This is a genomic window from Knoellia subterranea KCTC 19937 (assembly GCF_000768685.1).
GTDB classification, from domain to species: domain Bacteria; phylum Actinomycetota; class Actinomycetes; order Actinomycetales; family Dermatophilaceae; genus Knoellia; species Knoellia subterranea.
In genome coordinates, this window is the sequence record NZ_AVPK01000001.1 from 90,164 (window position 1) to 116,003 (window position 25,840).

The following is a 25,840-nucleotide window of genomic DNA, read 5'->3' on the forward strand; positions in this document are numbered from 1 at the left end:
CTCTCACTGGTTGACTGGCGGCATGTCCACGCTGATCTCGCCTCCCGAACTGGCCGCCGCGATCGAGGCCGGGACCATCCGCGTCCTCGACGTGCAGTACTCCCTCGCGGGCGACGGACCTGCCCTGTATGCCGCGGCGCACGTCCCCGGGGCCCCTCACCTCGATCTCGACGCCGTTCTCGCCGGTCCGGCGGGTGCCGGGGGCCGCCACCCGCTCCCGGAGCCCTCGGTGATGCAGGCGGGGCTGCGTGCCCTCGGCGTCAACGACGGCGACGCGATCGTCGTCTACGACCAGTCGACGTCGCTCGCGGCGGCCCGGGCCTGGTGGACGCTGCGGTGGGTTGGCGTGACGGAGGTGCGGGTCCTCGACGGCGGACTCGCGGCCTGGCGGGCCTTCGGCGCCGAGGTCACCAGCGAGGTGCCTCGTCCCACGCCCGGCACGGTGACGGTGCGGCCGGGATCGGTTCCCGTCCTCGATGCCGAGGGTGCCGCGCGAACGGGGGCGGATGGCATACTCCTCGATTCCCGTGCGGGAGAAAGATTCCGGGGCGAGACGGAACCGATCGACCCGGTGGCCGGCCACATCCCTGGGGCACGCAACGCTCCCATGGCGGATCAGCTCGAGGCCGACGGACGGTTCCGGTCCTCCGATGAGCTGCGCGCCTACTTCGGGGGGTTGGGCGTGGACGGTTCGGCGGAGGTGGGAACGTACTGCGGGTCGGGTGTCACCGCGTCGCACACGGCTTTGGCTCTGCACCTTGCCGGGTTCGAGGCGACGCCCTACATCGGGTCGTGGAGCCACTGGATCACCGATCCGGAGCGGCCGGTGGCCACCGGACCGGCGGAGGGTTAGGGCGCCAGAGCCACGGTCGAGCCGGCACTGCCGGCAAGCGGACCGTCCTGCGAATTCGGAAGCAACGACACGCGCTGCAGAGCACCGGTGACGACGTTCCAGGCCAGCAGATGCCGCCCGTTCCACCGGATGAGGACGCGGTCGTTGTATGCCCAGCCGAGGACCTCGCAGCTGCCCACACTCTCGCCCTGGGCCCCCGACGCGGCCAGCAGGCGCGACGGCCGCGCACTGTCGACGTCGATCGTGAAGACGCCCTCGCGAGGCCCCGCACTGCGCACCTCGGCGATGCCGTTCACCGCCGCCTCACCGAGGAAGCCACAGGCGGCCAGCCGACCCACATCGTTGGTGAACGTGGCGCCCTCTGTCCCACCGAAAAGTCGTGGCCCGGTCTGGCTGCCCGTGGTCGCGCCTCGTTCATCGAAGTCGAGGATCCTCATCTCATCCGCCGCCCCGCTCTCGACCGCGTAGCGCCCCGGATAGGCGACCTGTGCGAGCCGCTCGACGGCCCCGGTCGACGGCGTGATGCGCCACCGTTGCGTCGCCGAGGCAGCGATGACATGGAGACCGTCGGGGCTCCACCCGCCCTGTTCGAGACGGCTGTCCGGGACGGCGAACGAGGTCACCTCACCCGTGAACGCATCGAGCACGAGGACCTTGTTCGGCTGGAAGAACACGACCTGGCGACGGTCGTCCGCGATCGCCGTCACCTCCAACGGCTCCGAGCTGTTGCCGTCCGGGTCGAGGTTGCGGACGAGCGGGATGCGGTCGACGAGAACGTAGGGTTCGGCGCCCATCGTCGGACGGAACAGAACGGCGCGCAGTCCCCCGTCGACGTGACGCAGCATCACCGCACGCACGGGTGCGGAACTGTTCCCGATCTCCGTCAGGGTCGGCATCGCCGTGTCCGGCCCGAAGTCGATGACCGGGGGCAGCCCGAGCTGGCCTCGCACGATGTCGTCGATCTCGGGAAGGCTCCACACCTGATCCGGCGTGGGCCCGACCTGCATCGTGACGTGGAACAGGTCGAAGGAGTTCGAGTTCCACTCGGCCGCAGCCGAGCCGGAGACCGACGGGCGAGGGCCGGGTCCGGGCTGTGCGTCCCCTCCGTCACGCCCCGGGAGAACGAATGCCCCCGCCACGACGATCGCCGCCACACCCACGACCGCGAGACCCTTCCTGCGTCTCTGCCGTCGCTTCTCGTCGGCGCGGACAGCGGCCGCCTGGACGAAGTCCTGCTCGGCGACGGGTGCTGCCAGGTCCTCGAGCAGTCCCGCGACGCCGCCGCTGAGGTGAGATCGAGTCCGGACCTGACCGACCGGAATACCCAGGATCTGCGCGGTCTCACCCTCGCTCCGGTGCTCGAAGTGCCGAAGCACCGCGACGGCACGGTCCTTGGGTGTCAGGCCCTCCAGCACCTTGCGCGCGTGGGCATCGCTGTGCCGCAACGACTTCGGCTCGTGATAGAGCGATCGGCGCACCTCGATGTCCGGCGACTCGTCCTTGAGGTGACTCCAGTGCAGGGCAAGGTCGGCGAAGGCGGAGCGGGTGTGCTCCTCGGCCTGCACGACATCACCGCACAGGAGGAAGGCCGCCCGCAGCAGTTCGTGCTGTCGTGCGCGCACGAACTCTTCGAAGTCGTCGCCGAGGGCGACCTTCGTGGACCGGGCCACGCCCCCAGTCTTCCCCACCGCACAGCGCTGTGTGCCCCATCGCGAGCCAGGGCTCGTGATGGGGCACACAAGGGGCGCCGCGGGTCAGTCCGAGACGCGTCGGAGCAGCTCGGTGAAGTCGGTGACCTCGTCGAAGCGGTCGGTGAAGCCCGCCTCGCGCTGCTCGTCGTCGGCCGGCAGGAAGCCCGCGTGGGCCGCACCGCCACCGAACCCTGCACCGAGGACCGCCGTGACGAGCTCAGCCGCGGCCCGGTCCACGCGGCGGTCGAGCCCGGTCGTCCCGAAGTCGTCCGTCGCCGCCATCACTCCGGTCGGCACGACCGACGCGTGGAGATAGCTGAACAGCGGCCGCATCGCGTGGTCGAGCATGAGCGAGTGCCGTGACGAGCCACCCGTCGCGGCCACGAGGACGGGCTTGCCCTCGAGCGCGTTGACGTCGAGGTTGTCGAAGAACGACTTGAACAACCCGCTGTAGGACCCCGAGAACACCGGCGTCACCGCGATGATCGCGTCGGCGCCGATGACCGTCTCGATGGCGGCCTTGAGGTCACCGGTCGGGAACCGCGTGAGCATCTGGTCGGCGATGGCACGAGCCAACGGCCGCAGCTCGATGACCTCGACCGTCGCCGCCTCGCCACGCGCGGTGACGTGCCGGTCGACGGCCTCGGTGAGGCGGTCGGTGAGCAGGCGCGTCGAGCTCGGCTCGGACAGGCCGGCGGTCACTGCGACGATGCGGCGCGTCATGTCAGGCCTCCACAGGGATTCCGTCGAGCGCGACGAGGCGCTCGGCGTGGCGGGGTGCCGTGGCCGGCACATGGGCGGGACGACGGGCGTCGGCGATCTTGCGCAGCTCGGGGACGACCTCGCCTCCGAGGATCTCGAGCTGCTCGAGGACCGTGTTCAGCGGCAGTCCCGCGTGGTCGATGAGGAACAGCTGGCGCTGGTAGTCACCGACGTGGTCGGCCATCGTGGCGTAGCGCTCGATGACCTGCTGCGGCGAGCCGACGGTCAGCGGGGTCTCGCGGGTGAACTCCTCGAGCGACGGGCCGTGTCCGTAGACCGGCGCGTTGTCGAAGTAGGGACGGAACTCACGCACCGCGTCCTGGCTGTTCTTGCGCATGAACACTTGACCACCGAGGCCGACGAAGGCCTGGTCGTGCTTGCCGTGGCCGTGGTGCTGGAAGCGGCGACGGTAGAGGTTGACCATCTGCTTGGTGTGCGACAGCGGCCAGAAGATGTTGTTGTGGAAGAAGCCGTCGCCGTAGTAGGCCGCCTGCTCGGCGATCTCTGGGCTGCGGATCGACCCGTGCCACACGAACGGCGGGATGCCGTCGAGCGGACGCGGCGTCGAGGTGAAGCCCTGGAGCGGCGTGCGGAACTTGCCCTGCCAGGTGACGTTCTCCTCGGTCCAGAGCTTGCGCAGGAGCGCGTAGTTCTCGACGGCGAGGTTGATGCCCTCGCGGATGTCCTTGCCGAACCAGGGGTAGACCGGGCCGGTGTTGCCGCGGCCCATCATGAGGTCCATGCGGCCGTCGGACAGGTGCTGGAGGTAGGCGTAGTCCTGCGCGATGCGCACCGGGTCGTTCGTCGTGATGAGGGTCGTCGACGTCGACAGGACGATCCGCTCTGTCTGCGCGGCGATGTTCGCGAGGAGGACCGGCGGGTTCGCGGGGGCGGCGAACGGCGGGTTGTGGTGCTCGCCGGTCGCGAAGACGTCGAGCCCGACCTCCTCCGCCTTCTTGGCGATGGCGACGGTGGCCTTGATGCGCTCGTTCTCCGAGGGCGTGTGGCCGGTGGTCGGGTCGGTCGTGACGTCCCCAACGGTGAAGATTCCGAACTCCATCGTGGTCACTCCTGTCGTTAGTAGTTGAATGTTCATCTACCTGAACAGGATAGCTGTCGGATCCATTCCCGGGGCGACCTGCCCGTATGCCGGCCGCGTCACTCGGGCGCGACCCGCACCCTGGCGATCCTGCGACCGTCCATCTCCAGCACCGTGAGCACGCGTCCGTCGACGGTGACCGAGTCCCCCACAGTTGGGATCCGTTGCAGGTGCTCGAGCACGAGGCCGGCGACGGTCGAATAGCGCTCGACCTCGAGCTCCGCACCGGTGACCTCGGCGAAGTCGGTGAGGGGCGTTGCGCCGTCGAACTCGTGGACGTCGTCGCCAGCACCCTCGGAGCGCGCTGCAAGTGCACCCGCGGGACCATCCTCGGCCGGGTCGTATTCGTCGCGGATCTCCCCCACGAGCTCCTCGACGATGTCCTCGAGCGTGACGATGCCATCGGTGCCGCCGTATTCGTCGACGACCAGGGCCATGTGCACGCCCTCGCGCATCTGGGTGAGGGCGGAGAGCACGCGTCCGCTGCTCGGCATGACGGTGATGTCGCGCACGAGCGGCGCGATCGTGCGACCCGCGTCGGCTCGACCAGCCTCGCCAGCCTCTTCACTCAGCAGGTCCCGCACATGGACGAACCCGACGACGTCGTCGACGGAGTGGTGGCGCGTCACCGGGAAGCGCGAGTGCGGCGTCGTCGCGATGACGGAGCGGGCCTGCTCGAGCGTCGTCGAGGTGTCGAGGAAGTCGACCTCGCCACGAGGGCGCATGACCTCTCGCAGGCTGCGGTCGGTGGCGGCGAAGACGTCCTGGAGGATCTGACGCTCGTCGGCCTCGAGGTCCTTGTGGTGCCCGACGAGGTGCTTGAGCTCGTCCTCGGTCATCTCGTCACCGGCCGCGTCGGGGTTGCCACCGAGGAGGCGCACGACGACGTTGGTCGACTTCGAGAGGAGCCAGATGACGGGTCGCATGAGCGTGGCGAACTTCGACAGCGGCGGTGCGACCGCCAGGGCGATGGGCCCGGGCCGCTGGAGCGCGAGTCGCTTGGGCACCAGCTCGCCGAAGACGAGGGACAGGTAGGCGATGAGCAGCGTCATCACGACCAGCGCGACGGTCTCCGAGGCACTCTCGGGCAGACCGACCTTCTCGAGCAGCGGTGCGACATCCGGGGCCAGGGTCGTCGCGCCATAGGCAGCCGAGAGGAAGCCGGCCACGGTCACGCCGATCTGGACAGCCGCGAGGAAGGTGTTGGGATCGCGCGCCAGCCCCGCGACCTTGGCGCCGCGCGACCCGGACTTCTCCAGGGCTCCGAGCTGAGTCTCCCGCAGGGACACGAGCGCCATCTCGGTCGCGGCGAAGACGCCACCGACGAGGACGAAGAGCAGCACCAGGCCGAAGGCGAGGGCGGTGTCCTGATTCACCGGACCCTCCCGCCGTCAGTCGTGGGCAGGGTCCGGATGGGTTTTCGGGGGCGATCCATGCCGAGGATCCTATGGACGTTTGCTGGCAGCGACCTGAGAGCGCGCCGAGTCGAGTCGCTTCTGGGCCGCGATGACGGCCTTGCGTGCGGCCCGTGCGGCGTCCTCTGCCGCCTCGAGGTCGGCCTGCGCCTGCGCCATCTCCGCCTCCGCCCCGGCCAGCTCCTGCTCGGCGGCCTGACGGGCCTTCTGCGCCGCCTTCGCCTCGGCCTTGGCCGCCTTCGCCGCCGCGACGGCCGCCGCCAGCTCCTCCTCGGTGAGCTCGTCCTCGTCGACCTCTGCCTCGGGTGAGGACTCGGGAGACTCGGGTTCCGCGTCGGACCGACCGCCGGGGAGGACGGACATGATCGACCCCGAGCTCGTCAGCCCCACCGCGCCGGACAGATCGACCTCGCCGAACCCGCTGTAGCTCAGCGCCCGCGTCAGCTGCCCCGAGGCCACGGCATCCGAGGCGCTCTCGTCCGCGAGCGCGGCGATGGCCGTCGCGCGCACCTCGTCCCGACCACTCGCGCTCAGAGCGGCGCCTGCCGCCGTGGCCACCTCCGCGACGCGTTCGACGTATGCCGTGATGGTTGCATCCCGCTCGCCCCTCACCGAGGTGAGGACGCTGGCATCCAGACGGGCCTGCGCGGCGCGCATTCGCGCGCCCAGCCCGACGAGGTCGGCGATGACGCCGCGGTCCTCGCGACTCGCCAGGTTCATGGCCCACGCCGTCACCGTGGGCTTGCGCAGCGCGAGGATCTCCTTCGCGGCTGCGGTCCCCTCCTTGGCACCGAGCTCCGCGGCCACCTCGGTCTTCGCCGAGGCGGCCAACGCCTTCCGCGACGCGACGAAGTCGGCCAGCGGGACGGCATACAGGCTTCTCGCTGCGTCAGCGACGATCCGCTGCACGAACTCCCCCGTGGTGTCGCGGCCCATGGGGTGACGATATCCGTGTCGGTCGTCGGGCCGACTACGCGTCGAGCTCGTCGGCGACGTCCGGCACCTCGCTCCAACCGGACCACACGTCGGACGCGGAGGACATCGTCGCCAAGGGGCGTCCCTGCTCCGCGCCGGCATCGGTGAACCAGACGGTGGACCCCCGTGCACCGAGAGCGTCCTTCAAAGCGAGGACGAACCGGGTCGCCTCGCCCTGGTCACCCTCGATGCCGAGGACGCGAGGATCGAGCATGAGGGTGAGCGACGTGCTGGCGATCTCGACATACCAATCACGGGTCAACGTCGAGCTCTGCGTGATGCGCGCAGGCTCCGGCCACAGGCTCCGCATTACGGCCACGACCTCCATGAGGTCGAACTCCATCGGCACCACGGAGAAGAGCATCTCTCCCGACACTGCACCCACCCTCAGCTTGCACGAACCAGCCCTGCTCCGATGATGCCAGAGCACGCGCCCCCGGCGGGACGGTCGCGGCGTCAGGCCGGGTCGGGCAGCGGCGGGTCGACCCGAACAGCACGCCGACGGAGTCCCCGGCCACCTACCGAGAGGTGCCACGCCCAGAGCAGGCAGCCGAGGACGATGAGCACGAGGCTGGTGACCGCAAGAGTGAGCACCGAGTCGGTGACGAGCGGCGTGAGGACTGCCGCGATGACGGCGTTGGTGGCCAACGGCATGACTCCCGCGACCGAGGCTGCGGCCCCGCGCATCTCCGGGAAGACGTCGAGGAGTGCCACCTGGATCGTCGGGAAGGCGACGCCGGTGCCGATCGCGATGAGGCTCTGCCCGATGACCGCCCACGGCAGGACCGGTCCGAAGGCGGCCGTGAGCCCGACATTGACCAGGGCCGCGGCGAGGGAGAACGCGAACGCACCTGCGACAAGGCGGTTCGTGCTGATCCGTCCCGCCATGCGGCCACTGATCCACGAGCCGAGGACGACGCCGCTGATCATCGGGACGAACAGCATCCAGAAGTCACCCTCCCCCTTGCCGAGGAGGTCGACGACGAAGATCGCGGCGCCGCCGATGTAGATGAACTGGCCGGCGAAGACGAGCGTGATCGCCCAGCTCATGCGCTCGAACCGTCCGCTCCGCGCGACGGTCGCGACGTCCCGCAGCATCGGACAGAGTCGCAGGGGGCGTCGGCGTTCCGGAGGGTGCGTCTCGGGAACGGTGACCAGGACGATGACGGCGACGATGACCGCGAAGATCCCCATGAACCAGAAGATCGTCGGCCACGGTCCGACGCCGAGGAGCAGCCCACCGACGACCGGCGCCACGGCTGGCGCGAGCCCGAAGATCATCATGACGTGGCTCATGACCCGTTGCGCCTCGACACCGTCGAAGAGGTCGCGGATGATCGTGCGCCCGATGATGGTCGACCCACCGGCCGAGAGTCCCTGGAGAACCCGGAAGACGAGGAGCACCTGGAGGTTCGGGGCGAGGGCACAGGCAACGCTCGCCACCGCGTAGGAGACGAGGGCACCGATGATGACGGGTTTGCGGCCGATGGCATCCGAGAGCGGCCCGTGGAACGGCGTCATCACGGCGAACGCCAGCATGTAGGCGCTGACGACGAGCTGCATCTCGTCGACCCCAACCCCGAACTCGCTGCGCATCTGCGCGAACGCCGGGAAGGGCGTGTCGATCGAGAACGGGCCGAGCATCGACATGCTCGCGAGGACGAGCGTCAACAGGAGGCCGGCATGACGGCGCGAGGCGCCCGCGGGGAATCCGCCGGGCGCCTCGCGTCCTGCCGTCACGGCAGATCCACTGTGGATGTGTTGGCCATCAGCACCCGAGGAGACGCTGGGCGAGGTAGCCCTCGACCTGGTCGAGCGCAACCCGCTCCTGCTGCATCGTGTCTCGCTCACGGATCGTGACCGCCTGGTCCTCGAGCGTGTCGAAGTCGACGGTGATGCAGAACGGCGTACCGATCTCGTCCTGGCGGCGGTAGCGCTTGCCGATGGCACCGGCGTCGTCGAAGTCGACGTTCCAGTTCTTGCGCAGGGTCGCGGCGAGGTCGCGCGCCTTGGGCGAGAGGTCGGCGTTGCGGCTCAGCGGCAGCACGGCGGCCTTGACCGGTGCGAGGCGGCGGTCGAGACGCAGGACGACGCGCTTGTCGACGCCACCCTTGGTGTTGGGCGCCTCGTCCTCGGCGTAGGCGTCGACGAGGAACGTCATGAGGCTGCGCGAGAGACCGGCCGCGGGCTCGATGACGTAGGGCGTGTAGCGCTCCCCCGTCGTCTGGTCGAAGTAGACGAGGTCGGTGCCGGAGTGCTTGCTGTGCGTCGACAGGTCGAAGTCGGTGCGGTTGGCGATGCCCTCGAGCTCACCCCACTCGGAGCCGGCGAAGTTGAAGCGGTACTCGATGTCGACGGTGCGCTTGGAGTAGTGCGACAGCTTGTCGGCCGGGTGCTCGTAGTGGCGCAGGTTCTCGGGGTTGATGCCGAGCTCGGTGTACCAGCGGGTGCGCTCGTCGATCCAGTACTGGAACCACTCGTCGTCCTCGCCGGGCTTGACGAAGAACTCCATCTCCATCTGCTCGAACTCACGCGTGCGGAAGATGAAGTTGCCCGGCGTGATCTCGTTGCGGAAGCTCTTGCCGGTCTGGGCGATGCCGAACGGCGGCTTCTTGCGCGACGTCTGCATGACGTTGAGGAAGTTGACGAAGATGCCCTGCGCCGTCTCCGGACGGAGGTAGTGCAGACCCGACTCGTCCTCGATCACGCCGAGGTGGGTCTTGAGCATCATGTTGAATTCGCGCGCCTCGGTCCACTCGCCGCGCGTGCCGCAGTTCGGGCAGGCGATGTCCGAGAGCGGGATCGAGTCGGGGTCGAGCTCGGGCTTGTCGGCGTTCTTCTTCGCGTTGGCCCTGGCCGCAATCGCTTCCTGCATGTGGTCGACGCGGAAGCGCTTGTGGCACGACAGGCACTCGGTCAGCGGGTCGGTGAAGGTGCCGACGTGGCCGGACGCGACCCACGTCTCGCGCGGCAGGATGATCGAGGAGTCGAGGCCCACGACGTCGTCGCGGCCGATGACCATGGCCTTCCACCACTGGCGGCGGATGTTCTCCTTGAGCTCGACGCCGAGGGGCCCGTAGTCCCACGCGGAGCGCGTACCGCCGTAGATCTCACCGCTCGGGAAGACGAAACCTCGGCGCTTGCAGAGGTTGACGACGGTATCGACGGTAGAGGTCTCCTTGGCCATGCGCGCAAGGTTACTGTCCGCGCGGCCGTGCTCTCGCATCGGTTTCGCTCAGCGGTGCGGCCTTCCGGGCCGGTCCCGTTCCCTTCGTCGGTCTGCCGTGTGCTCCCGTAGGCTGCCGCCTCGTGTCGTCCCTTCGCGAAACCTTCGAGCGCGCCAGCGCCCCGACCCTCCAGACCCTCGCCGGGCTCCCGCGCGCGGTCCCGTTCCTCCTCGTCCTGGGACTGATGCTCGCGGGCGTGATCATCCCCGGTTGGGGTTGGATCCTCGTCGCCATCGTGACGCTCTTCCTCCTGTGGCTGCTGCTGCTGGGTTGGCCGCGCCTGTCCGGTCCGGAACGGCTCATGCGCGTCGCCGTCGTCGCCATCGCCCTCGCGATCACGATCACCCAGGCCTTCCCCCGCTGACGACCGACTTATTGCGCTGGTGGGACAGGTACGCGTGTCCCACCAGCGCAATAAGTGGGAGCAGATCGGGTGCGCGTCGGACCGTGTTTGACAATCATTCTCATCTGAGTTGAGAATGATTGTCATGAAGCGTTCCGTCATTCCCTTCCTTGCCACCGCGGCCGCCGCCACCCTCGCCCTGACCGGCTGCTCCGGTTCGGCCGCGGAGAAGGCCGAGCAGGCGGACGGCAGGATCGGCGTGACCGCCGCGTTCTACCCGCTCCAGTACGCCCTCGAGCGGATCGGTGGGGACCACGTCCACGCCATGACCCTGACGAAGCCCGGTGCCGAACCCCACGACGTCGAGCTCACGCCCCGTGACGTCGCCGACCTCGGCAAGTCCTCCCTCGTCGTCTACGAAAAGGGCTTCCAACCTGCCGTGGACGACGCCGTCGGCAACCTCGACCCGGCGGCGGCAACGCTCGACGTCGCCACAGCAGTGGACCTGACGATCGAGGCCGCCGACGACGGGCATGATCACGCCGGCGAGGACCACGCCCACGAAGGTGTCGACCCCCACTTCTGGCTCGATCCGACCCGCTACGCCAAGGCCGTGACGGCGATCGCCACGAAACTGGCCGCGGTCGACCAGGCCAACGCGACGGCATACACCCAGAACGCGGCAGCGTTCGTCACCGAACTGACCGCCCTCGATGGCGAGTTCACCGCGGCACTGAAGAACTGCGCGAGTCGTGAGCTCGTGACCGGGCACGCGGCGTTCGCCTACCTCGCCGACCGCTACGACCTCCACCAGGAGGGGATCGCCGGCCTCTCCCCCGACGCCGAGCCCAATGCGGCGGCCATGAAGTCGATCGTCGAGCACGTCCGGGAGCACAAGGTGTCGACGGTCTACGCCGAGACGCTCGTCAGCAAGGACCTCACCGAGACGATCGCCAAGGAGACCGGGGCGACGGTGGCAGTCCTCGACCCACTCGAAGGACTGAGTGACGCCTCGGCCGGCACGAACTACCTTGAGGTCATGCGGTCAAACCTGGCGACCCTCAAGCAGGGGCAGGGGTGTTCGTGACGGACGCACCACTCATCGAGCTGCGGTCGGCGTCCTTCGGGTACACCGACCGCAAGGTCGTCGACTCGGTCAGCCTGACCCAAGGCGCCGGCGAGGTCATCGCACTCCTCGGCCCCAACGGTTCGGGCAAGACCACCCTCGTCAAGGGCCTGCTCGGCCTGTCCGAGCACCTCGGCGGCGAGGTGTCACTCTTCGGGACTCCCCTGGCGAAGTTCCGCGACCGGCCGCGCATCGGCTACGTGCCCCAACGCCACTCTCTGTCCGCGTCGGTCCGGGTCACCGTCCGCGAGATCGTCGAGACCGGGCGGCTTCCGCTGCGCCCGTGGTGGCGACCGGGCTCGGCCGCCGACGCCGCCGTCGTGGATGAAGCCCTCGACGCCGTGGCCCTGCGCGATCGCGAACGCGAGGACGTCGCTGCCCTCTCCGGTGGTCAACAGCGACGAGTCCTCATCGCGCGCGCTCTGGCCGCTCAGCCGGACGTGCTCCTCATGGACGAACCGACGGCGGGCGTCGACATCGCCAACCAGCGCATCCTCGCCGAGGTCCTCTCTGGGCTGGCCGACCGCGGCACGTCGATGCTCATCGTCACGCACGAACTCGCCGCGCTGAGCGGCGTCGTCACTCGCATCGTCTGCATGAACGCAGGGCATGTGGACTTTGACGGGACCCCCACGGCATACACCCGCGGGCACGAGGGGCACGAACTCGGGGACGCGCACCACCACTCCCCCTCGGCGGACGAACGCCGGCCCGGGCTCGCCGCACTCGTCACGGATCCACTGCCCAGCCGGGAGGTGCCCCGTGGGTGACCTGCTCTCCCTCGACTTCATGCGGCAGGCGCTCGTCGCCGCCGTCCTCGTCGGTCTCGCGGCACCGCTCGTCGGTGCCTTCCTCGTCCAGCGCCGGATGTCCCTCATCGGCGACGGCATCGGCCACGTGGCGCTCGCGGGTGTGGCGGTCGGACTCCTCACGGGGTCGATGCCCGTCTTCACGGCGCTCATCGCGGCCGTGGCCGCGGCTGTCGGTGTGGAACTCATCCGGATGGCCGGGCGGACCAGCGGAGACATCGCCCTGGCCGTCATGTTCTACGGTGGCATCGCCCTCGGCGTCGTCCTCATCTCCAAGTCCACGGCGTCCTCGGGCAACCTCACGGGCTACCTCTTCGGCGCAATCCTGACGACGAGCCGCACCGACATCGTCGTGTTCGCGGTGCTCGCCGTCGTCGTGGTCGGCGTGACCTGGGTTCTGCGACACCGCTTCTTTGCTGTCGCCAACGACGAGGAGTACGCCCGTGCCGTCGGCATGCCGGTCATGGGTTACAACATCGCACTCTCGGTGCTCACCGCCGTCACCGTCGTTGTGTCCATGCGCGTGGTCGGCCTGCTCCTCATCACGGCCCTCATGATCATCCCCAACGCCACCGCGCAACTCGTGTCCCGCAGCTTCCGCAGCGGCCTCCTCTGGGCCTCCGTCATCGGCGTCGCCTCCAGCGTGAGCGGCGTGATCGTCTCGTTCTATGCCGAAACCCCCTCCGGCGGAACGATCGTGCTCCTCGCGATCGGCGCCTTCCTCGTGGCAAGCGTCGTGAGCGGCCTCGTCACGCGAGCCCGGCGCGCGGCACACGAGCGGGCCGAACGCCACGAGCACGAGCACGGACCCGTGTGCGGGCACCCGGCCATCCCCCACGAGGACCACGTCGACTACCTGCACGACGGTCACCGGCACGCTGCGCACGGCGACCACTACGACGAACACTCACCCCACGGGTCACCACACGACTCACCCGACTCCGCCGACGCCACGACTCACAGCGAGGAGGTCTCCAGATGACTTCTCCCCCAACCGAATCCGCCTCTCGTCGACCCACGCGTCAGCGCGCGGCCCTCGCCGAACTCATGGCCGAGACGTCCGAGTTCCTGTCCGCGCAGGACCTCCACTCCAAGCTGCAGTCACGCGGCGACTCGGTCGGCCTGGCCACCGTCTATCGCAACCTTCAGGCGATGGCCGCCGACGGCGACGTGGACGTGCTGCGCACCGACGATGGCGAGTGCGTCTATCGCTCGTGCGCGACCGACGCTCACCACCACCACCTCGTGTGCCGCGAGTGCGGTCGCACGGTGGAGGTCGAGGGCCCGGCGGTCGAGAAGTGGGCGGCCGAGGTCGCTCGCGCCAATGGCTTCAGCGACGTGACCCACACGATCGAACTCTTCGGCACCTGCACGTCACACTGACAACCCGCCTCAGGTGGTGGGGGCGGCCTTGTCGACGGCGCCGCCGTAGCGACGCTCCCGGTCGGCGTAGATCTCGATGGCCCGCCACAGGTCTCGCCGGTCGAAGTCGGGCCACAGCGTGTCGAGGAAGACCATCTCGGCGTAGGCGCTCTGCCACAGGAGGAAGTTCGACGTGCGCTGCTCCCCCGACGACCGGATGAACAAGTCGACGTCGGGCATACCCTGCTCCGGCAGGTAGCGCGCCAACGCCTTGTCGTCGACGTTCTTGGGCTTGAGCCGTCCTCGGGCCACGTCCTCGGCCAGCGCCCGGGCAGCGTCACCGAGCTCGGCGCGGCCGCCGTAGTTGACGCAGAAATACAGCGTCAGCCCGGTGTTGTGCTTGGTCAGCTCCTCGGCGATCTCGAGCTCCTTGATGACCGAGCTCCACAACCGCGGCCGACGACCGACCCACCGCATCCGCACCCCCCACTCGTGCAGCTGGTCGCGCCGACGGCGGATGACGTCACGGTTGAAGCCCATGAGGAAGCGCACCTCCTCGGGCGAACGCTTCCAGTTCTCCGTGGAGAAGGCATAGGTCGACAGATGCGTCACCCCCGCCTCGATGGCTCCGGCCACGACGTCGAGCAGTGCGCCCTCGCCGGCCTCGTGCCCCTTGGTCCGCGGCAGCCCGCGCTGGTTGGCCCACCGGCCGTTGCCGTCCATGACGATGGCGACGTGGCCCGGCACCTGGGCCGGAGCAAGAGTGGGCGGCTGCGCGCCGGAGGGGTGCGGGAAGGGGCGGCTCGTCACCGCTCCACCATACGGAGGGAACGCACCCCGTGTTCGAGGTGCCACTGCAGGAACGCCGTCGTCATCCCGGCTCCCTCACGTCGGTGTCGCGGGTCGGACGCGTCGGCGACGAACCAGTCGCCGGCCAGTAGCGCAGCCAGCAACCGAAGCGTCTCCGGCGCGGGGGCACTCGAACCGGGCGGACGGCATACGGAACACACCGCTCCACCCGAGACGATGTGGAAGCCGCGGTGCGGACCCTCGGCACCACACTTCGCGCAGTCGTGGAAGCTCGGCGCCCAACCCGCAATCGCGAGCGCGCGCAAGAGATAGGCGTCGAGGACGAGCCGCGGGTCGTGCTCCTTGCCGGCGAGCGAACGCAGCGCCCCCGTGACGAGCAGGTACTGCTGCAGCGCCGGTTCGCGCTCCTCGGTGAGCCGGTCGCACGTCTCGAGGACGGCGTTCGCGGCGGTCCACGCGTCGTAGTCGCGCGCGACGACATCGCCCCACGACTCGACCGTCTCGGCCTGCGTCACGGTGTCGAGGTTGCGCCCCTCGTAGCACTGGAGGTCGACGAGCATCCCTGGCTCGAGCCTCGCACCGAAGCGCGACTTCGTGCGGCGCACCCCCTTGCCGACGGTGCGGACCTTGCCCATGCTGCGCGTGAGGACGGTGATGATCCGGTCTGCCTCACCCAGTTTGTGGGTGCGCAGCACGATCCCCTGGTCACGGTAGAGCGGCACCTCCCGATTGTCCCCCGCGGCTCTGACAATCCCGGTATGCCGGGCCGTCACCCGTCGATACCGTGTCGCCATGAGCTCTCGCGAACCGTTCTTCGAGCCGCCCCCGCCACCGGAGGACGAGGGCGTCACGGCGCGCACGTTCGCGAACCACCCGTGGTCCCCACCGATCAACGTCGTTCCCGTCGTTGTGCCTGTGCACGCCGACGTGGTGGCGACGCCATCCGTCGTGATCCGCGTGACCGACATCGCCGCCTACGACCGCGGCATGCTCGTCACCCTCGAAGGCTGGGTGCACCCTGACGTGGCGTCAGTGACGCAAGGTGCCTACGGCATGCACGAGATGCCGCGCGTGGGCCTGCTGCTCGAGGACGGGACGAGGCTGGGCGCCGGCGATCCGAGACACTCGCCCGATGTCGGGCCCGTCGAGTCGGGCACGGCGGAGCGGCCCGGCTTCGACATGTCCGGCGGTAGCTCGGGCGACCTGCGGTCGAGCCAGAGCTTCTGGGTCCACCCCATCCCTCGGGGAGGCGCCGAGGTCGTTGTTGCGTGGGAGATTCTCGATGTCCCCGAGACCTACCTGCCGCTCGACCTCGACGCCGTGCGCGAGATGTCGGCCGCGGCGCGCGAGCTCTGGCCTTTGCCCGACGTCACCGACATGGAGATGGGCTGGTTCGCCTACGCACCGCACGGCGGAGCGTCGGCCTACGGTTCGACCCTCGACCTGCAGCTGGACGACGAGCACGAAAGGTGAGCGGACGGCATACCGGAGAAGGCCCTAGAACACACGTTCGATTTACGCTACCGTCGAAGGCATGTCCGCAGCGCTGCAGCATTCGCTCTTCGACACGGCCGACACGATCGAGCTCGCGCCTCTCGCGCAGACCCGCACGACCCTGACGCGCGGAGCGTGGGTCGACTACCAGCCCGGCTGGCTGACCGGCGCCGACCTCCTCTTCGAGGAGTTGCATCGGGACGTGCCATGGCAGGCCGAGCGGCGGGAGATGTATGAACGGGTCGTCGACGTTCCTCGGCTCCTGAAGTTCTACGAGGCCGACGAACTGCTCCCCCATCCGATCCTCACCGAAGCGCGAATCACGTTGTCCCACAACTATGCCGGCGAGCTGGGTGAGCCGTTCGTCACCGCCGGCATGTGCCTCTATCGCGACGGACGCGACTCCGTCGCATGGCACGGGGATCGCATCGGGAGAGCCAAGGACCAGGACACCATGGTCGCGATCCTGTCGGTCGGGTCGCCGCGCTCGCTCATGCTCCGTCCTCGCGGCGGAGGCTCGTCGCTCGGGTTCTCGCTCGGGCACGGCGACCTCGTCGTCATGGGCGGGTCGTGCCAGCGGACCTGGGACCACGCCATCCCCAAGACGAGCAAGCCCGTCGGGCCACGGATCTCGATCCAGTTCCGGCCCCGCGGTATCCGCTGACACCCTCCACTTCTTGCCCCGCTGAGACACGCGGAACCGTCCGATGACACGAACCTGATCGCTGGACAGCACCCTGTCCAGTGCTGGGAGGATCGGTGCGTGACGGAGTCCCCCAACGACGGATCGGTCGAGGTCCGGCTGCTCACCGACATCGAGGAGATGCGCGCGGCAGACACCCTGCTGCGGGAGGTCTGGGGCGTCGGCCCGGGAGACGACCCGCCCTTCACCGTCGACACGATGCGGGCCCTGTCGCACACCGGCGGCTACGTGGCAGCGGCGTTCCTCGGCGACGAGATGGTCGGAGTTGCCGGTGGCTTCCACGCGATCTCCGGTCCGCTGCACTCACATGTTGCCGGCGTGCGACCAGGGCTGCAGGGCAGGGGAATTGGCCTCGCCATGAAGGAGCACCAGCGCCAGTGGGCGGGCGAACAGGGCATCGCCTCGGTGTCGTGGACCTATGACCCACTCATCCGGCGCAACGCGTGGTTCAACCTGGGCCGGCTCGGCGCGCGGGTGGTCGACTACATGCCCGAGTTCTATGGCGTCATCACCGACAGCATCAACGCGGGAGACCTCACCGATCGGGTCTATGTCGACTGGCCGGTCGTGGAGGCGCCTGCTCTCGAGTTGTCGCCGCTCGAATCGTTCGAGGCCGTGGTGCGCTCCGATGTCACCTCCGGCGCGGTCTCCCCCGCCGAGAACCCGGAGTCGTGGCCTGACCTCGTGCGGTGCGCCGTGCCCGAGGACATCGAGTCGTTGCGCCGGACCGACCCGGGCGCTGCGCGCGAGTGGCGGCTTGCGCTGCGTGCCGGACTCCACGGTGGGATGACTCACGGCTTCGAGGTGGTCGGCTTCGACCGCTCGGGCTGGTACCTCATGGCACGCACCGACGACCCCAAGGAAGGCTGACCCCGTGAAGATCCAGAGTGTCGAGCTCCGTGAGGTGGCCCTCCCCCTCGTGACACCGTTCCGCACCTCGGTCGGCAGTCAGGACGACCGCAACGCCCTGCTCGTCAAGGTGACGACTGCTGACGGCGCGGTCGGTTGGGGCGAGTGCGTGGCCGAGGACGACCCCTACTACTTCCCCGAGTACCTGTCAGGTGAGCGCGAGGTCATTCGCCGTTGGCTCGCGCCCACGCTCGCGGCCGAGACTGACCTGCGCTCGGCTCAGGTCCCCGGGCTCCTGGGTCCCCTGCGCGCGCACACGATGGCCAAGGCCGCCATCGAGATGGCTGTCCTCGATGCGGAGCTGCGCGACCTCGGTGTCTCCCTGGCCCAACACCTGGGGGCGGTTCATTCCTCCGTTCCCGTCGGCGTCTCGGTCGGCATCACGGACACCCTCGATGAGCTCCTGAAGCAGGTCGAGAACTATCTCGCCGAGGGCTACAGCCGGGTCAAGCTCAAGATCGAACCGGGCTGGGACCTCGAACCGGTGCGACTCGTCCGCGAGGCATTCGGCGACGACCTCGCCCTGCAGGTTGACGCGAACACGGCATACGGATTGGTCGACATCCCCCACCTTCGCCGCCTCGACGACTTCGGACTCGTCCTCATCGAACAGCCCTTCCAACCGGACGACCTCGACAGCCACGTCCGACTCGCCGCACGCATCGACACACCGGTCTGCCTCGACGAGTCGATCCGCTCCGCCCGCGATGCCGCGACAGCGCTGCGCATGGACGCGTGCTCGATCATCAACATCAAGCCCGGACGGGTCGGCGGCTACCTCGAATCACGACGGATCCACGACCTCTGCTCAGCCGTGGGTGTCCCGGTGTGGTGCGGCGGCATGCTCGAGACCGGACTGGGCAGGGCCGCCAACCTTGCTCTTGCGGCCCTGCCCGGTTTCACCCTGCCGGGTGACATTTCGGCGACTGCTCGCTACTACGAGCGGGACATCACGGCGGCGTTCGTCCTCGAGGACGGGCAGCTGCGCGTTCCCGACGGACCGGGAATCGGCATCCTGCCCGACCCCGATGCCCTCGAGGACGCGACCACCGCCGTGGAAACCCTGACCTTCTGACGTCCCGACCCCGGATGCCTCCGGGACCTTGACTCAGGCCGCGTCGCGCTCGGCCCGATTCACCGCGGACAGGACTGCGGTGAGCGAGGCGCGCACGATCGACGAGTGCATGCCGACACCCCAGAGGATGCGGTCGCCGACAGCACACTCGACATAGGCCGCGGCCTTCGCGTCGCCACCGGACGACAGTGCGTGCTCGGAGTAGTCGAGGACGCGCACGTCCACGCCGAGCGTCGACAGGGCATCGATGAACGCCGCGATCGGCCCATTGCCGGTGCCCTCGACGGTGATCTCCTCGCCGTGGTCCAGCATGACGGCGGTGATGTGGTCACGTCCGTCGTCGGCACTGACGAGGGTGTGGCTCACGGGCGTGAAGCGACCCCAGTCGTTGCGCCTGCCCGGCTTGGCCGGCAGGTACTCGTCGCGGAAGATCGACCACAGTTCCTTGGCCGTGATCTCGCCACCGTGCTCGTCGGCCCTGTGCTGGACGACCTGGCTGAACTCCACCTGGAGTCGGCGCGGCAGGTCGAGGCCGTGCTCGGACTTGAGCAGGTAGGCCGAGCCACCCTTGCCGGACTGGCTGTTGACGCGCACGACCGCCTCGTAGGAACGGCCGATGTCGTGCGGGTCGATCGGCAGGTACGGCACGCCCCAGTCGAGCTCGTTGATCGTCTTGCCGTCGGCCCTGCCGCGGCGCTCCATGTCCTCGAAGCCCTTCTTGATGGCGTCCTGGTGGGAGCCGGAGAAGGCCGTGTAGACGAGGTCGCCGCCCCACGGGTGCCGTTCGTGAACGGGCAGCTGGTTGCAGTACTCCACCGTGCGCCGGATCTCGGCCATGTCGGAGAAGTCGATCTGCGGGTCAATGCCCTGGCTGTAGAGGTTCATCCCCAGGGTGACGAGGCAGACGTTGCCGGTGCGTTCGCCGTTGCCGAACAGGCAGCCCTCGATGCGGTCCGCGCCGGCGAGGTAGCCGAGCTCGGCGGCGGCCACGCCCTCACCACGGTCATTGTGCGGATGCAGGCTGACGACAACGGATTCGCGGCGGTCGAGGTGGCGGATCATCCACTCGATCGAGTCCGCGTAGACGTTGGGAGTGGCCATCTCGACGGTCGCCGGCAGGTTGATGATCATCTTGTGGTCGGGCGTCGGGTCGATGACCTCGATGACCTGGTTGCAGACCTCGACGGCGAACTCGAGCTCGGTGCCGGTGTAGGACTCCGGCGAGTACTCGTAGTAGACGTCGGTCTCCGGGATCGTCTCCTCCAACTTGCGGCACAGCCGCGCACCCTGGAGGGCGATGTCGATGATCCCCTCCTTGGGCAGGTCGAAGACGACGCGCCGCTGCAGGACCGACGTGGAGTTGTAGAAGTGGACGATCGCCTGCTTGCTCCCACGAATGGCGTCGAAGGTCCGCTCGATGAGGTGGTCCCGGCACTGGGTGAGCACCTGGATCGTCACGTCGTCGGGGATGTGCCCGCCGTCGATGAGCTCGCGGCAGAAGTCGAAGTCGGTCTGGCTCGCACTCGGGAAGCCGACCTCGATCTCCTTGTAGCCCATGCGCACGAGGAGCTTGAACATGCGCATCTTGCGCTCGGAGTCCATCGGGTCGATCAGCGCCTGGTTGCCGTCACGCAGGTCAACCGCGCACCATCGCGGCGCCTTCGTCATGACCTGGTCGGGCCAGGTGCGGTCCGGCAGCCGGATGTCGATCTGCTCCTGGAACGGCACGTACTTCGTGGCCGGCATCCCGGACGTCTGCTGGGGGTGGATCATCTCTCGCCTCTCGTCGTGCGCTTCAAGTCTGTCAGCCGGTGCACAGCGGACTCCGCGACGAGGGGCGGCCGATCAGTCAGGCCCCGTCGCGGCAGCGAAGGAGGAGGCGTGAGAAACGCACGAGATCGAGTATGCCGTCCGCCCACCTCCCTGCCCACCTCCGGTCCGCACTGTGGTCACCGTCCCGGTGTCTCCCGCGCGCGACCTGTGGACAACCCGAGTGGCGGTTTGGCCGGGTTTGCCTAGACTCATCCGCAGTCCTTGATACCAACGGGTGGGGAAAAGAACCGTGCAGACGAACTACGGACGCGGCGCAGCCGTGCTATCCATCGCTGTCCTGCTGCTGAGCGGCTGCGGCGACAAGGACGAGCCGACACAGTCTGGTTCGTCGACCCCGACGACGTCCTCGTCAACGGCATCGGGAACGCCGCCGACCTCCGCCAGCCCGAGCGCGTCGGCCAGCCCGTCAACGAACCCGAGCATCCCGGCGGCGGCCCGCGAACGCACCGAAGCCGGTGCCATCGCCTTCCTCGAATTCTGGTTCGACGAGTTCAGCAGGGGCATGGTCGACCCTCAGAACGCACCTGACCTGTTCGCCATCTCGGACAAGGACTGCATCGGCTGCAAGAAGTCGCAGGACCTCATCACCGAGTACACCAAGGGCGGTTGGTCGGTCAAGCAGCCGGGGATGACCGTGGTCGAACCGGCGTTGGCGACCGACGTCAAGGCGGATCGGGTGATCATCAACTTCACCCTCGAGGAGATCTCCCAGCCGCTCTACCAGAACGGCAAGCTGACCAAGAACAAGGTTCCGGCGGCATCCATCAAGAAGGGCGCCGCTCTCAAGTGGGTGAACGACTCGTGGCAGGCGTTCGACTTCCAGAATCTCTGACGGGCATTGCCCTCGCGATCCTCCTCGCAGGAGCCACCGCCCTGCCCGCGGCTGCAGAGAGCACGGTGCCACCTGGCGGAGGCGCCGGCGTTCCAACCGGCGGAGGCGCGCGAGTCACGCTGACGCTGCAGGAGCTGCGGAAGGCGCGGGCCGATGCGGCGAAGGCGGTGGGCAAGCCCGGCCCCCGCTGGGAGTACAAGACGCGCATCAACTGCGCCGTCGGTGACCCCGACGCGAACTGTGACACCGCCGCGTCGGCCTGCACCAACGGCCAGCTCCAGGCCGTGGTCCTCCGCAGACTCGTCAACCCCGACGGCACCCCTGTGCCGGACGACCGGGGTATCTGGTCGGAGTGGGGCGTCACCTGCTTTCCGGACCTGCTGCCCGGCAACACCCTCCCGTCACTGGCCCAGATCCGGCAGGCGTTCCGGCAGGTCAACTTCACCAAGGGCGACCTGTCGATCCAACCCGTCGGCAACGTCACGCTCGTCAACCTCCCGACCTACTTCGAGGCCACCTGGCCCGAGGCCGGTGTCGGACCCGACGAGATCGACGCCTCGACGATCCTGGGCTACCGCCTCGAGATCCAGCCGATCGCGCGATCGGTCACCTACGTCTACGGCGACGGCAACACGAGTGGACCCACGACCTCGGTCGGCGGCTCCTACCCGGACGGCGACATCCGCTGGACCTACAAGCAGCCAGGAGTCATGGCCACCCGGCTCGACACGACCTACGGCGGTCGCTTCCGTCTCGAAGGTGGCGCGTGGATCACCATCCCCGGCACCGTCGAGGTCAAGGGCAGCCCGGTGAACCTCACCGTGCGCGAGGCCAAGGCCCGTCTCTACAACAACGGCTGATCCCGACCGCCACGCCTGGTCCGGACCCCGCCAACGACAGGTAGGTTGCCGACCATGATGATCCGCCCGGACACCCTGGCCGCGATCAAGGCGGGCGAGGTCGACCTCGCTTTCCGACGATGGGACCGCCCACGCGTGGTCGTCGGCACTCACCTCCGGACCCGCGTCGGCCTCCTCGAGGTGACGGCCGTCGAGCGAACGGCGGTCTCCCGCATCACGGCCGCCGAGGCTCGTCGAGCCGGCGCAAGCAGCCTCGCGGAGCTCAGGCGAATGCTCGAGGCCAAGGCTGACAAGCCGGTGTGGCGCGTCACCCTCCACCACGCGGGTGCTGACCCACGTGAGGCGCTGCGGACCTCACTCCCCGACGCCGACGAGGTGGCGACGATCAGCGCGCGACTCGACCGGCTCGACGCCGCCTCGGCCACCGGACCGTGGACCCGGGCAACACTCGACCTCATTGACCGCCGGCCTACGGTGCGCGCCCCTGACCTCGCTGCCGAAGTGGGTCGAGAGACGGCCGACTTCAAGAAGGACGTCCGCAAGCTCAAGGAGCTCGGACTCACCGAGTCCCTCGACATCGGTTATCGCCTTTCACCCCGTGGGGCGGCCTTCGTCGACGCCGAGTCCGGCACGCCGCGCACCGATCGGGAAGCCGCACCCGCAGGCACCCCGCTCCCCCGCATCGGCGCTCAGGCGTCGAAAGCCCTTCGCGCAGAGGGCATCTGGACGGTCGAGCAACTTCGCTACCGCCGCGAAGCGGACCTCGCGTCCCTGCCCGGGGTTGGTCCGATCGCCATCCGCTTCCTCCGTGAGGCGTTGGCCGAGCGCGGCTGGTCCTTCACCGGCTGAGCCCGAGTGAGTGTGCACTCAGTGTCGGAGATGTGGGCCTTCGCAGCCGAGGGAAGCCCCGAATCCCCGACACCCGCTGAGGGCTTCGCGGCGGGAGTCAGCGACAGCGCACCGAGAGACAGGTGACGCAGCCCTCGAGCTTCTCGAACTCGCTGATGTCGACGGTCACGACCTCGTGTCCACGAGTCCGCAGCAGCTCCGCCGTGCGCGGCGCACTCGCCGCCATCAGCAGCACGTTGTCGTCGAGCAGCACGACGTGCGCACCACCCTCCTCCGGCATCCCCTCATAGCTCGGAAACGCGCCCGGCCAGTCCACGACCGGATCCCACCCGATGACCGTTTCGTCGGGCAGAGCAGTCACCGCGGACTTGAGATGCAGTGCTCGCTCGACCGTCACGGCCTGAGTCTTCAGACCCACCGACGCGAAGTGCCCCGCGAGTTGCTGGATCCCGGCACCGTTCGTGCGGCCACCCAACCCGACGTATGCCGTCCCGCCCACCTTGAGGACGTCGCCGCCATCGAGGGTGCCCGGATCCTGGATCCGCTCGATCCGGTAGCCCAGGTCGCGGACCACGCCCTCGACGGCAGCTACCTCTGGTTTGCGTTCTGCCGCACCGGGATTCGTCAGCACTGCAAGATCGCCGGCCACCACGACGGCGTCCTCGATGAACACAGCGTCCGGGCAGTCATCGGCCGGCGGGACCTCCGCAGTCTCCCAGCCGGCGGAACGCAAGCACCCGGCATACGCCTCCCATTGCTCCCGAGCCAGATCGAGATCGATCGCGGACTTCTCGAGGTGAGTCACGAGGCCGTCGGAGAGCCGGGGACCCGGGCGACGGATGAGGGCTGTTCGACGGGTCACGCGTCGACCCTACGACGGGTGAGTCGTCGTCAGGACCGGCGTCTCGTCGAGCTCGTCGATCGTGCGAGTGCCGGGGATCGGTGACCGGATGAGCCAGAGAATCGAGAGCGATCCGCCAACCGCCGCGAGCACCATGGTGGGCCCGAGACCCATCCATTCACCGAGGAACCCTCCGAGGATGGCACCCAACGGCCTGATCCCGTAGTTGATCGTGCTGAACGCCCCGACCACCCGGCTCCGGACGGCGTCCGGCGTGACGGCAGTCTGCAGCGCGTTGAGTGGGACGTCGAGCAGCATGACTCCGAACCCTGAGATGAACTCGACTCCGCCGAGCACGAGCATGCGCGCCCACACCGGCCCTCCGGCGAGAGGAAGCAGTGCGAAGGGCGCCGAAAAGAGCACGGCACCCACGCAGATCGTGCGACCGACGCCGATGGCACGGGTGACGCGACCGGCCAGAACCGCACCGAGGACACCGCCCGTCGCGCCGATCCCGAGCGCGAGGCCGATAGACCCGGCGGAGAGGCCGAGCTGCCGGCTGGCGAAGAGGATGAGGAGCGCTGCCGCGGCGAAGTTGAAGAAGTTGATCGTCGTGACGCACGCGAGCGACGCACGCAGGTAGGGGTGGCGCACGACGAGGCGCATCCCGTCGCGAGCACGCCGCAGCAAGCCGTCCTGTGCCTCGTCGACGGCACGGTCCTCGACCTTGACCCGCCCGATGAGCAGTGCGGAGGCGAGGAACGACAGCGCGTCGAGGACGAGTGCCACGGGTGCCGTGAGGACCTGGATGAGCGCACCTGCGAGCGCAGGCCCGCCGACGAACGACACCGATCGGGTGGAACTGAGCAGCCCGTTGGCCTCGACGAACTGCTCACGACGCACGAGCGAAACAAAGAAGCTCGGGTATGCCGTTTGGTAGAGCACCTGCCCCAGTCCCGCGAGCAGCGCGACGGCAAGGAGTTGGCCCATCGTCACCGCTCCGAGCCAGTGGGCCACGGGGAGGCTGAGGATGACGAGGGCACGGATCAGGTCGGCGATGACGAGCAGGCGGCGCTTGCGGACGTGGTGGTCGACCCAGGAGCCGATGAGCAGCGAGAGGATGTTCGGCGCCCAGACTGCGGCCGTGAGGACGCCGACCATGGGCGCGCTGGCGTGGAGTGTCGTCACCGCGATGAACGGCAGCGCGAGCTCGGTCACCCGGTCCCCGAACTGCGAGATCCCCTGGCCAGCCCAATAGGTCGCGAAGCGGCGGTCCCGCCACAGGGGCGTCGTCGTCCGGGCGATCTCGGCGGTCATGACTCCTCCGTCGGATCACTCGGCGCGCCCTGAGCGTTCGGAGCGCTCGGCAGGACGTAGCGGAGCAGGCGAACCCGGCGGGCGCCTTCGGGGTCGCCCGCCCCTGCGGAAGAACCGGCAGCCTTGCGCAGGACGAACGGCGCCAGCAGCTCCTCGATGGCCGCTTCGACCTCCGCGAGTTCCTCGGCGGTCGCGACGATGGTGGTGTTGGACAGGCCCGCGGTGCGTCGCCACTCGTCCTCGAGCAGAGGCTCGACGTCACGCGCCCACTCGCGCGGCAGCGGATCGGCCTGGTCGAAGAGCACTCGCGACAGCAGGCTCGCCTCGGCCGCGCTGGCTTCCGTGGGCTCGAACCGGAAGCCGTTGCCCACGGCCTGCCACCACCGCTGTCTGCCGTCGGCACCTCCGCCGGGTGCGTCGACATCGCGCACGAGCCCGTGCTCGGCCAGGTGGCGGAGGTGCCAGCTCGTCACGGACGGCGTCGCCCCGACGAGCGGCGCCAACGCGGTGGCGGTGCTCGGCCCATGACCCTGCAACCGGCTGAGGATGGCGAGCCGCACGGGATGTGCGAGAGCTCGCATGCTCCGTGGGGTCAGCTCGACGTCGCCGTACGGATTGCCCATTGCTCTCGCCTCTTCGTCGCGGACAGACATTT

27 protein-coding genes are annotated in these 25,840 nt (G+C 68.8%); 13 read left to right on the forward strand and 14 right to left on the reverse strand.

All coding sequences use genetic code 11. From position 1 onward, the window contains the following. Positions 1-22 precede the first annotated feature (22 nt). Positions 23-853: a sulfurtransferase gene (locus tag N803_RS00445; protein ID WP_035901649.1), complete on the forward strand. Its 831-nt coding sequence runs from the start codon at positions 23-25 to the stop codon at positions 851-853. On the opposite strand, the gene N803_RS00450 is transcribed toward N803_RS00445, so the two are convergent. The 8 genes from N803_RS00450 to N803_RS00485 form a co-directional block, all read right to left on the reverse strand. Next, positions 850-2,523 carry a sigma factor-like helix-turn-helix DNA-binding protein gene (locus N803_RS00450; protein ID WP_035901651.1) on the reverse strand — a complete coding sequence of 558 codons (1,674 nt, stop codon included), beginning with the start codon at positions 2,521-2,523 and terminating at the stop codon, positions 850-852. The two genes, N803_RS00445 and N803_RS00450, sit on opposite strands and share 4 nt — an antisense overlap. A gap of 84 nt (positions 2,524-2,607) precedes the next feature. Further along, positions 2,608-3,267: an FMN reductase gene (locus tag N803_RS00455; protein WP_035901654.1), complete on the reverse strand. Its 660-nt coding sequence runs from the start codon at positions 3,265-3,267 to the stop codon at positions 2,608-2,610. A 1-nt stretch (position 3,268) separates the two neighbouring features. Further along, entirely contained in the window at positions 3,269-4,366 is a 1,098-nt protein-coding gene (locus tag N803_RS00460) for an LLM class flavin-dependent oxidoreductase (RefSeq protein ID WP_035901655.1), read from the reverse strand. Positions 4,367-4,464: 98 nt separating this feature from the next. After that, positions 4,465-5,781 carry a hemolysin family protein gene (locus N803_RS00465; protein WP_035901657.1) on the reverse strand — a complete coding sequence of 439 codons (1,317 nt, stop codon included), beginning with the start codon at positions 5,779-5,781 and terminating at the stop codon, positions 4,465-4,467. A 69-nt stretch (positions 5,782-5,850) separates the two neighbouring features. Beyond that, positions 5,851-6,756, reverse strand: a complete 906-nt coding sequence (locus tag N803_RS17210; protein ID WP_052111553.1) for a hypothetical protein — start codon at positions 6,754-6,756, stop codon at positions 5,851-5,853. A 34-nt stretch (positions 6,757-6,790) separates the two neighbouring features. Then, a complete protein-coding gene (locus tag N803_RS00475) occupies positions 6,791-7,171 on the reverse strand; it encodes a hypothetical protein (RefSeq protein ID WP_035901658.1) in 381 nt (126 codons plus the stop codon). 80 nt (positions 7,172-7,251) lie between these two features. After that, on the reverse strand, positions 7,252-8,535 hold the full coding sequence (locus N803_RS00480) for a multidrug effflux MFS transporter (RefSeq protein ID WP_052111554.1): 1,284 nt from the start codon (positions 8,533-8,535) through the stop codon (positions 7,252-7,254). A gap of 28 nt (positions 8,536-8,563) precedes the next feature. After that, positions 8,564-9,982 (reverse strand): glycine--tRNA ligase, encoded by a 1,419-nt coding sequence (locus tag N803_RS00485; protein WP_035901659.1) that lies wholly within the window; start codon positions 9,980-9,982, stop codon positions 8,564-8,566. Between the two features lie 122 nt (positions 9,983-10,104). On the opposite strand from N803_RS00485, the gene N803_RS00490 reads away from it, so the two are divergent. The 5 genes from N803_RS00490 (at position 10,105) to N803_RS00510 (ending at position 13,683) form a co-directional block, all read left to right on the forward strand. After that, entirely contained in the window at positions 10,105-10,386 is a 282-nt protein-coding gene (locus N803_RS00490; protein WP_035901660.1) for a DUF6703 family protein, read from the forward strand. A 124-nt stretch (positions 10,387-10,510) separates the two neighbouring features. After that, a complete protein-coding gene (locus tag N803_RS00495) occupies positions 10,511-11,452 on the forward strand; it encodes a metal ABC transporter substrate-binding protein (protein ID WP_035901662.1) in 942 nt (313 codons plus the stop codon). After that, a complete protein-coding gene (locus N803_RS00500) occupies positions 11,449-12,261 on the forward strand; it encodes a metal ABC transporter ATP-binding protein (RefSeq protein ID WP_035902553.1) in 813 nt (270 codons plus the stop codon). The genes N803_RS00495 and N803_RS00500 overlap by 4 nt, the downstream gene beginning before the upstream one ends. Next, positions 12,254-13,282: a metal ABC transporter permease gene (locus tag N803_RS00505; RefSeq protein WP_035901663.1), complete on the forward strand. Its 1,029-nt coding sequence runs from the start codon at positions 12,254-12,256 to the stop codon at positions 13,280-13,282. Before N803_RS00500 ends, N803_RS00505 begins: the two co-directional genes overlap by 8 nt. Next, positions 13,279-13,683, forward strand: a complete 405-nt coding sequence (locus N803_RS00510) for a Fur family transcriptional regulator (RefSeq protein WP_035901664.1) — start codon at positions 13,279-13,281, stop codon at positions 13,681-13,683. Before N803_RS00505 ends, N803_RS00510 begins: the two co-directional genes overlap by 4 nt. A 9-nt stretch (positions 13,684-13,692) precedes the next feature. On the opposite strand, the gene N803_RS00515 is transcribed toward N803_RS00510, so the two are convergent. Together N803_RS00515 and recO are read right to left on the reverse strand one after the other, a co-directional pair. Further along, a complete protein-coding gene (locus tag N803_RS00515) occupies positions 13,693-14,472 on the reverse strand; it encodes an isoprenyl transferase (RefSeq protein ID WP_035901666.1) in 780 nt (259 codons plus the stop codon). Continuing rightward, positions 14,469-15,194 (reverse strand): DNA repair protein RecO, encoded by a 726-nt coding sequence (gene recO / locus N803_RS00520; RefSeq protein ID WP_035901668.1) that lies wholly within the window; start codon positions 15,192-15,194, stop codon positions 14,469-14,471. The genes N803_RS00515 and recO overlap by 4 nt, the downstream gene beginning before the upstream one ends. Positions 15,195-15,264: 70 nt before the next feature. On the opposite strand from recO, the gene N803_RS00525 reads away from it, so the two are divergent. The 4 genes from N803_RS00525 (at position 15,265) to menC (ending at position 18,653) form a co-directional block, all read left to right on the forward strand. Next, positions 15,265-15,945, forward strand: a complete 681-nt coding sequence (locus N803_RS00525; protein ID WP_035901669.1) for a hypothetical protein — start codon at positions 15,265-15,267, stop codon at positions 15,943-15,945. Positions 15,946-16,006: 61 nt separating this feature from the next. Further along, positions 16,007-16,630: an alpha-ketoglutarate-dependent dioxygenase AlkB gene (locus N803_RS00530; RefSeq protein ID WP_035901670.1), complete on the forward strand. Its 624-nt coding sequence runs from the start codon at positions 16,007-16,009 to the stop codon at positions 16,628-16,630. Between the two features lie 99 nt (positions 16,631-16,729). Continuing rightward, positions 16,730-17,539 carry a GNAT family N-acetyltransferase gene (locus N803_RS00535; RefSeq protein WP_035901672.1) on the forward strand — a complete coding sequence of 270 codons (810 nt, stop codon included), beginning with the start codon at positions 16,730-16,732 and terminating at the stop codon, positions 17,537-17,539. 4 nt (positions 17,540-17,543) lie between these two features. After that, entirely contained in the window at positions 17,544-18,653 is a 1,110-nt protein-coding gene (gene menC / locus N803_RS00540; RefSeq protein ID WP_035901673.1) for an o-succinylbenzoate synthase, read from the forward strand. A 33-nt stretch (positions 18,654-18,686) separates the two neighbouring features. Here menC and leuA read toward each other — a convergent pair whose 3' ends face one another. Next, positions 18,687-20,426, reverse strand: coding sequence for a 2-isopropylmalate synthase (gene leuA, locus N803_RS00545; protein WP_035901675.1), 1,740 nt, complete (start codon positions 20,424-20,426; stop codon positions 18,687-18,689). Positions 20,427-20,715: 289 nt separating this feature from the next. Here leuA and N803_RS00550 point away from each other — a divergent pair, with 289 nt between their 5' ends. The 3 genes from N803_RS00550 to N803_RS00560 are packed head-to-tail and all read left to right on the forward strand — an operon-like array spanning position 20,716 to position 23,027. Next, entirely contained in the window at positions 20,716-21,318 is a 603-nt protein-coding gene (locus tag N803_RS00550) for a DUF6318 family protein (protein WP_035901676.1), read from the forward strand. After that, on the forward strand, positions 21,288-22,178 hold the full coding sequence (locus N803_RS00555) for a hypothetical protein (protein ID WP_156969600.1): 891 nt from the start codon (positions 21,288-21,290) through the stop codon (positions 22,176-22,178). Before N803_RS00550 ends, N803_RS00555 begins: the two co-directional genes overlap by 31 nt. A 54-nt stretch (positions 22,179-22,232) precedes the next feature. Beyond that, positions 22,233-23,027 carry a hypothetical protein gene (locus N803_RS00560; RefSeq protein WP_035901683.1) on the forward strand — a complete coding sequence of 265 codons (795 nt, stop codon included), beginning with the start codon at positions 22,233-22,235 and terminating at the stop codon, positions 23,025-23,027. 97 nt (positions 23,028-23,124) lie between these two features. On the opposite strand, the gene ddaH is transcribed toward N803_RS00560, so the two are convergent. The 3 genes from ddaH to N803_RS00575 are packed head-to-tail and all read right to left on the reverse strand — an operon-like array spanning position 23,125 to position 25,808. Then, a complete protein-coding gene (ddaH, locus tag N803_RS00565; protein ID WP_035901686.1) occupies positions 23,125-23,889 on the reverse strand; it encodes a dimethylargininase in 765 nt (254 codons plus the stop codon). A gap of 9 nt (positions 23,890-23,898) precedes the next feature. Next, positions 23,899-25,185: an MFS transporter gene (locus tag N803_RS00570; protein ID WP_035901691.1), complete on the reverse strand. Its 1,287-nt coding sequence runs from the start codon at positions 25,183-25,185 to the stop codon at positions 23,899-23,901. Further along, positions 25,182-25,808 carry an ArsR/SmtB family transcription factor gene (locus N803_RS00575; protein ID WP_035901696.1) on the reverse strand — a complete coding sequence of 209 codons (627 nt, stop codon included), beginning with the start codon at positions 25,806-25,808 and terminating at the stop codon, positions 25,182-25,184. The genes N803_RS00570 and N803_RS00575 overlap by 4 nt, the downstream gene beginning before the upstream one ends. Positions 25,809-25,840 lie beyond the last annotated feature (32 nt).

What these genes read in the sequence shown, in the direction of transcription:
- N803_RS00445 (WP_035901649.1), top strand. Translation starts at nt 23, where the DNA reads ATGTCCACGCTGATCTCGCCTCCCGAACTGGCCGCCGCGATCGAGGCC.
- N803_RS00455 (WP_035901654.1), bottom strand. Translation starts at nt 3,267, where the DNA reads ATGACGCGCCGCATCGTCGCAGTGACCGCCGGCCTGTCCGAGCCGAGC.
- N803_RS00460 (WP_035901655.1), bottom strand. Translation starts at nt 4,366, where the DNA reads ATGGAGTTCGGAATCTTCACCGTTGGGGACGTCACGACCGACCCGACC.
- N803_RS17210 (WP_052111553.1), bottom strand. Translation starts at nt 6,756, where the DNA reads ATGGGCCGCGACACCACGGGGGAGTTCGTGCAGCGGATCGTCGCTGAC.
- N803_RS00485 (WP_035901659.1), bottom strand. Translation starts at nt 9,982, where the DNA reads ATGGCCAAGGAGACCTCTACCGTCGATACCGTCGTCAACCTCTGCAAG.
- N803_RS00495 (WP_035901662.1), top strand. Translation starts at nt 10,511, where the DNA reads ATGAAGCGTTCCGTCATTCCCTTCCTTGCCACCGCGGCCGCCGCCACC.
- N803_RS00510 (WP_035901664.1), top strand. Translation starts at nt 13,279, where the DNA reads ATGACTTCTCCCCCAACCGAATCCGCCTCTCGTCGACCCACGCGTCAG.
- N803_RS00525 (WP_035901669.1), top strand. Translation starts at nt 15,265, where the DNA reads ATGAGCTCTCGCGAACCGTTCTTCGAGCCGCCCCCGCCACCGGAGGAC.
- N803_RS00530 (WP_035901670.1), top strand. Translation starts at nt 16,007, where the DNA reads ATGTCCGCAGCGCTGCAGCATTCGCTCTTCGACACGGCCGACACGATC.
- leuA (WP_035901675.1), bottom strand. Translation starts at nt 20,426, where the DNA reads ATGATCCACCCCCAGCAGACGTCCGGGATGCCGGCCACGAAGTACGTG.
- N803_RS00560 (WP_035901683.1), top strand. Translation starts at nt 22,233, where the DNA reads ATGATGATCCGCCCGGACACCCTGGCCGCGATCAAGGCGGGCGAGGTC.
- N803_RS00570 (WP_035901691.1), bottom strand. Translation starts at nt 25,185, where the DNA reads ATGACCGCCGAGATCGCCCGGACGACGACGCCCCTGTGGCGGGACCGC.
- N803_RS00575 (WP_035901696.1), bottom strand. Translation starts at nt 25,808, where the DNA reads ATGGGCAATCCGTACGGCGACGTCGAGCTGACCCCACGGAGCATGCGA.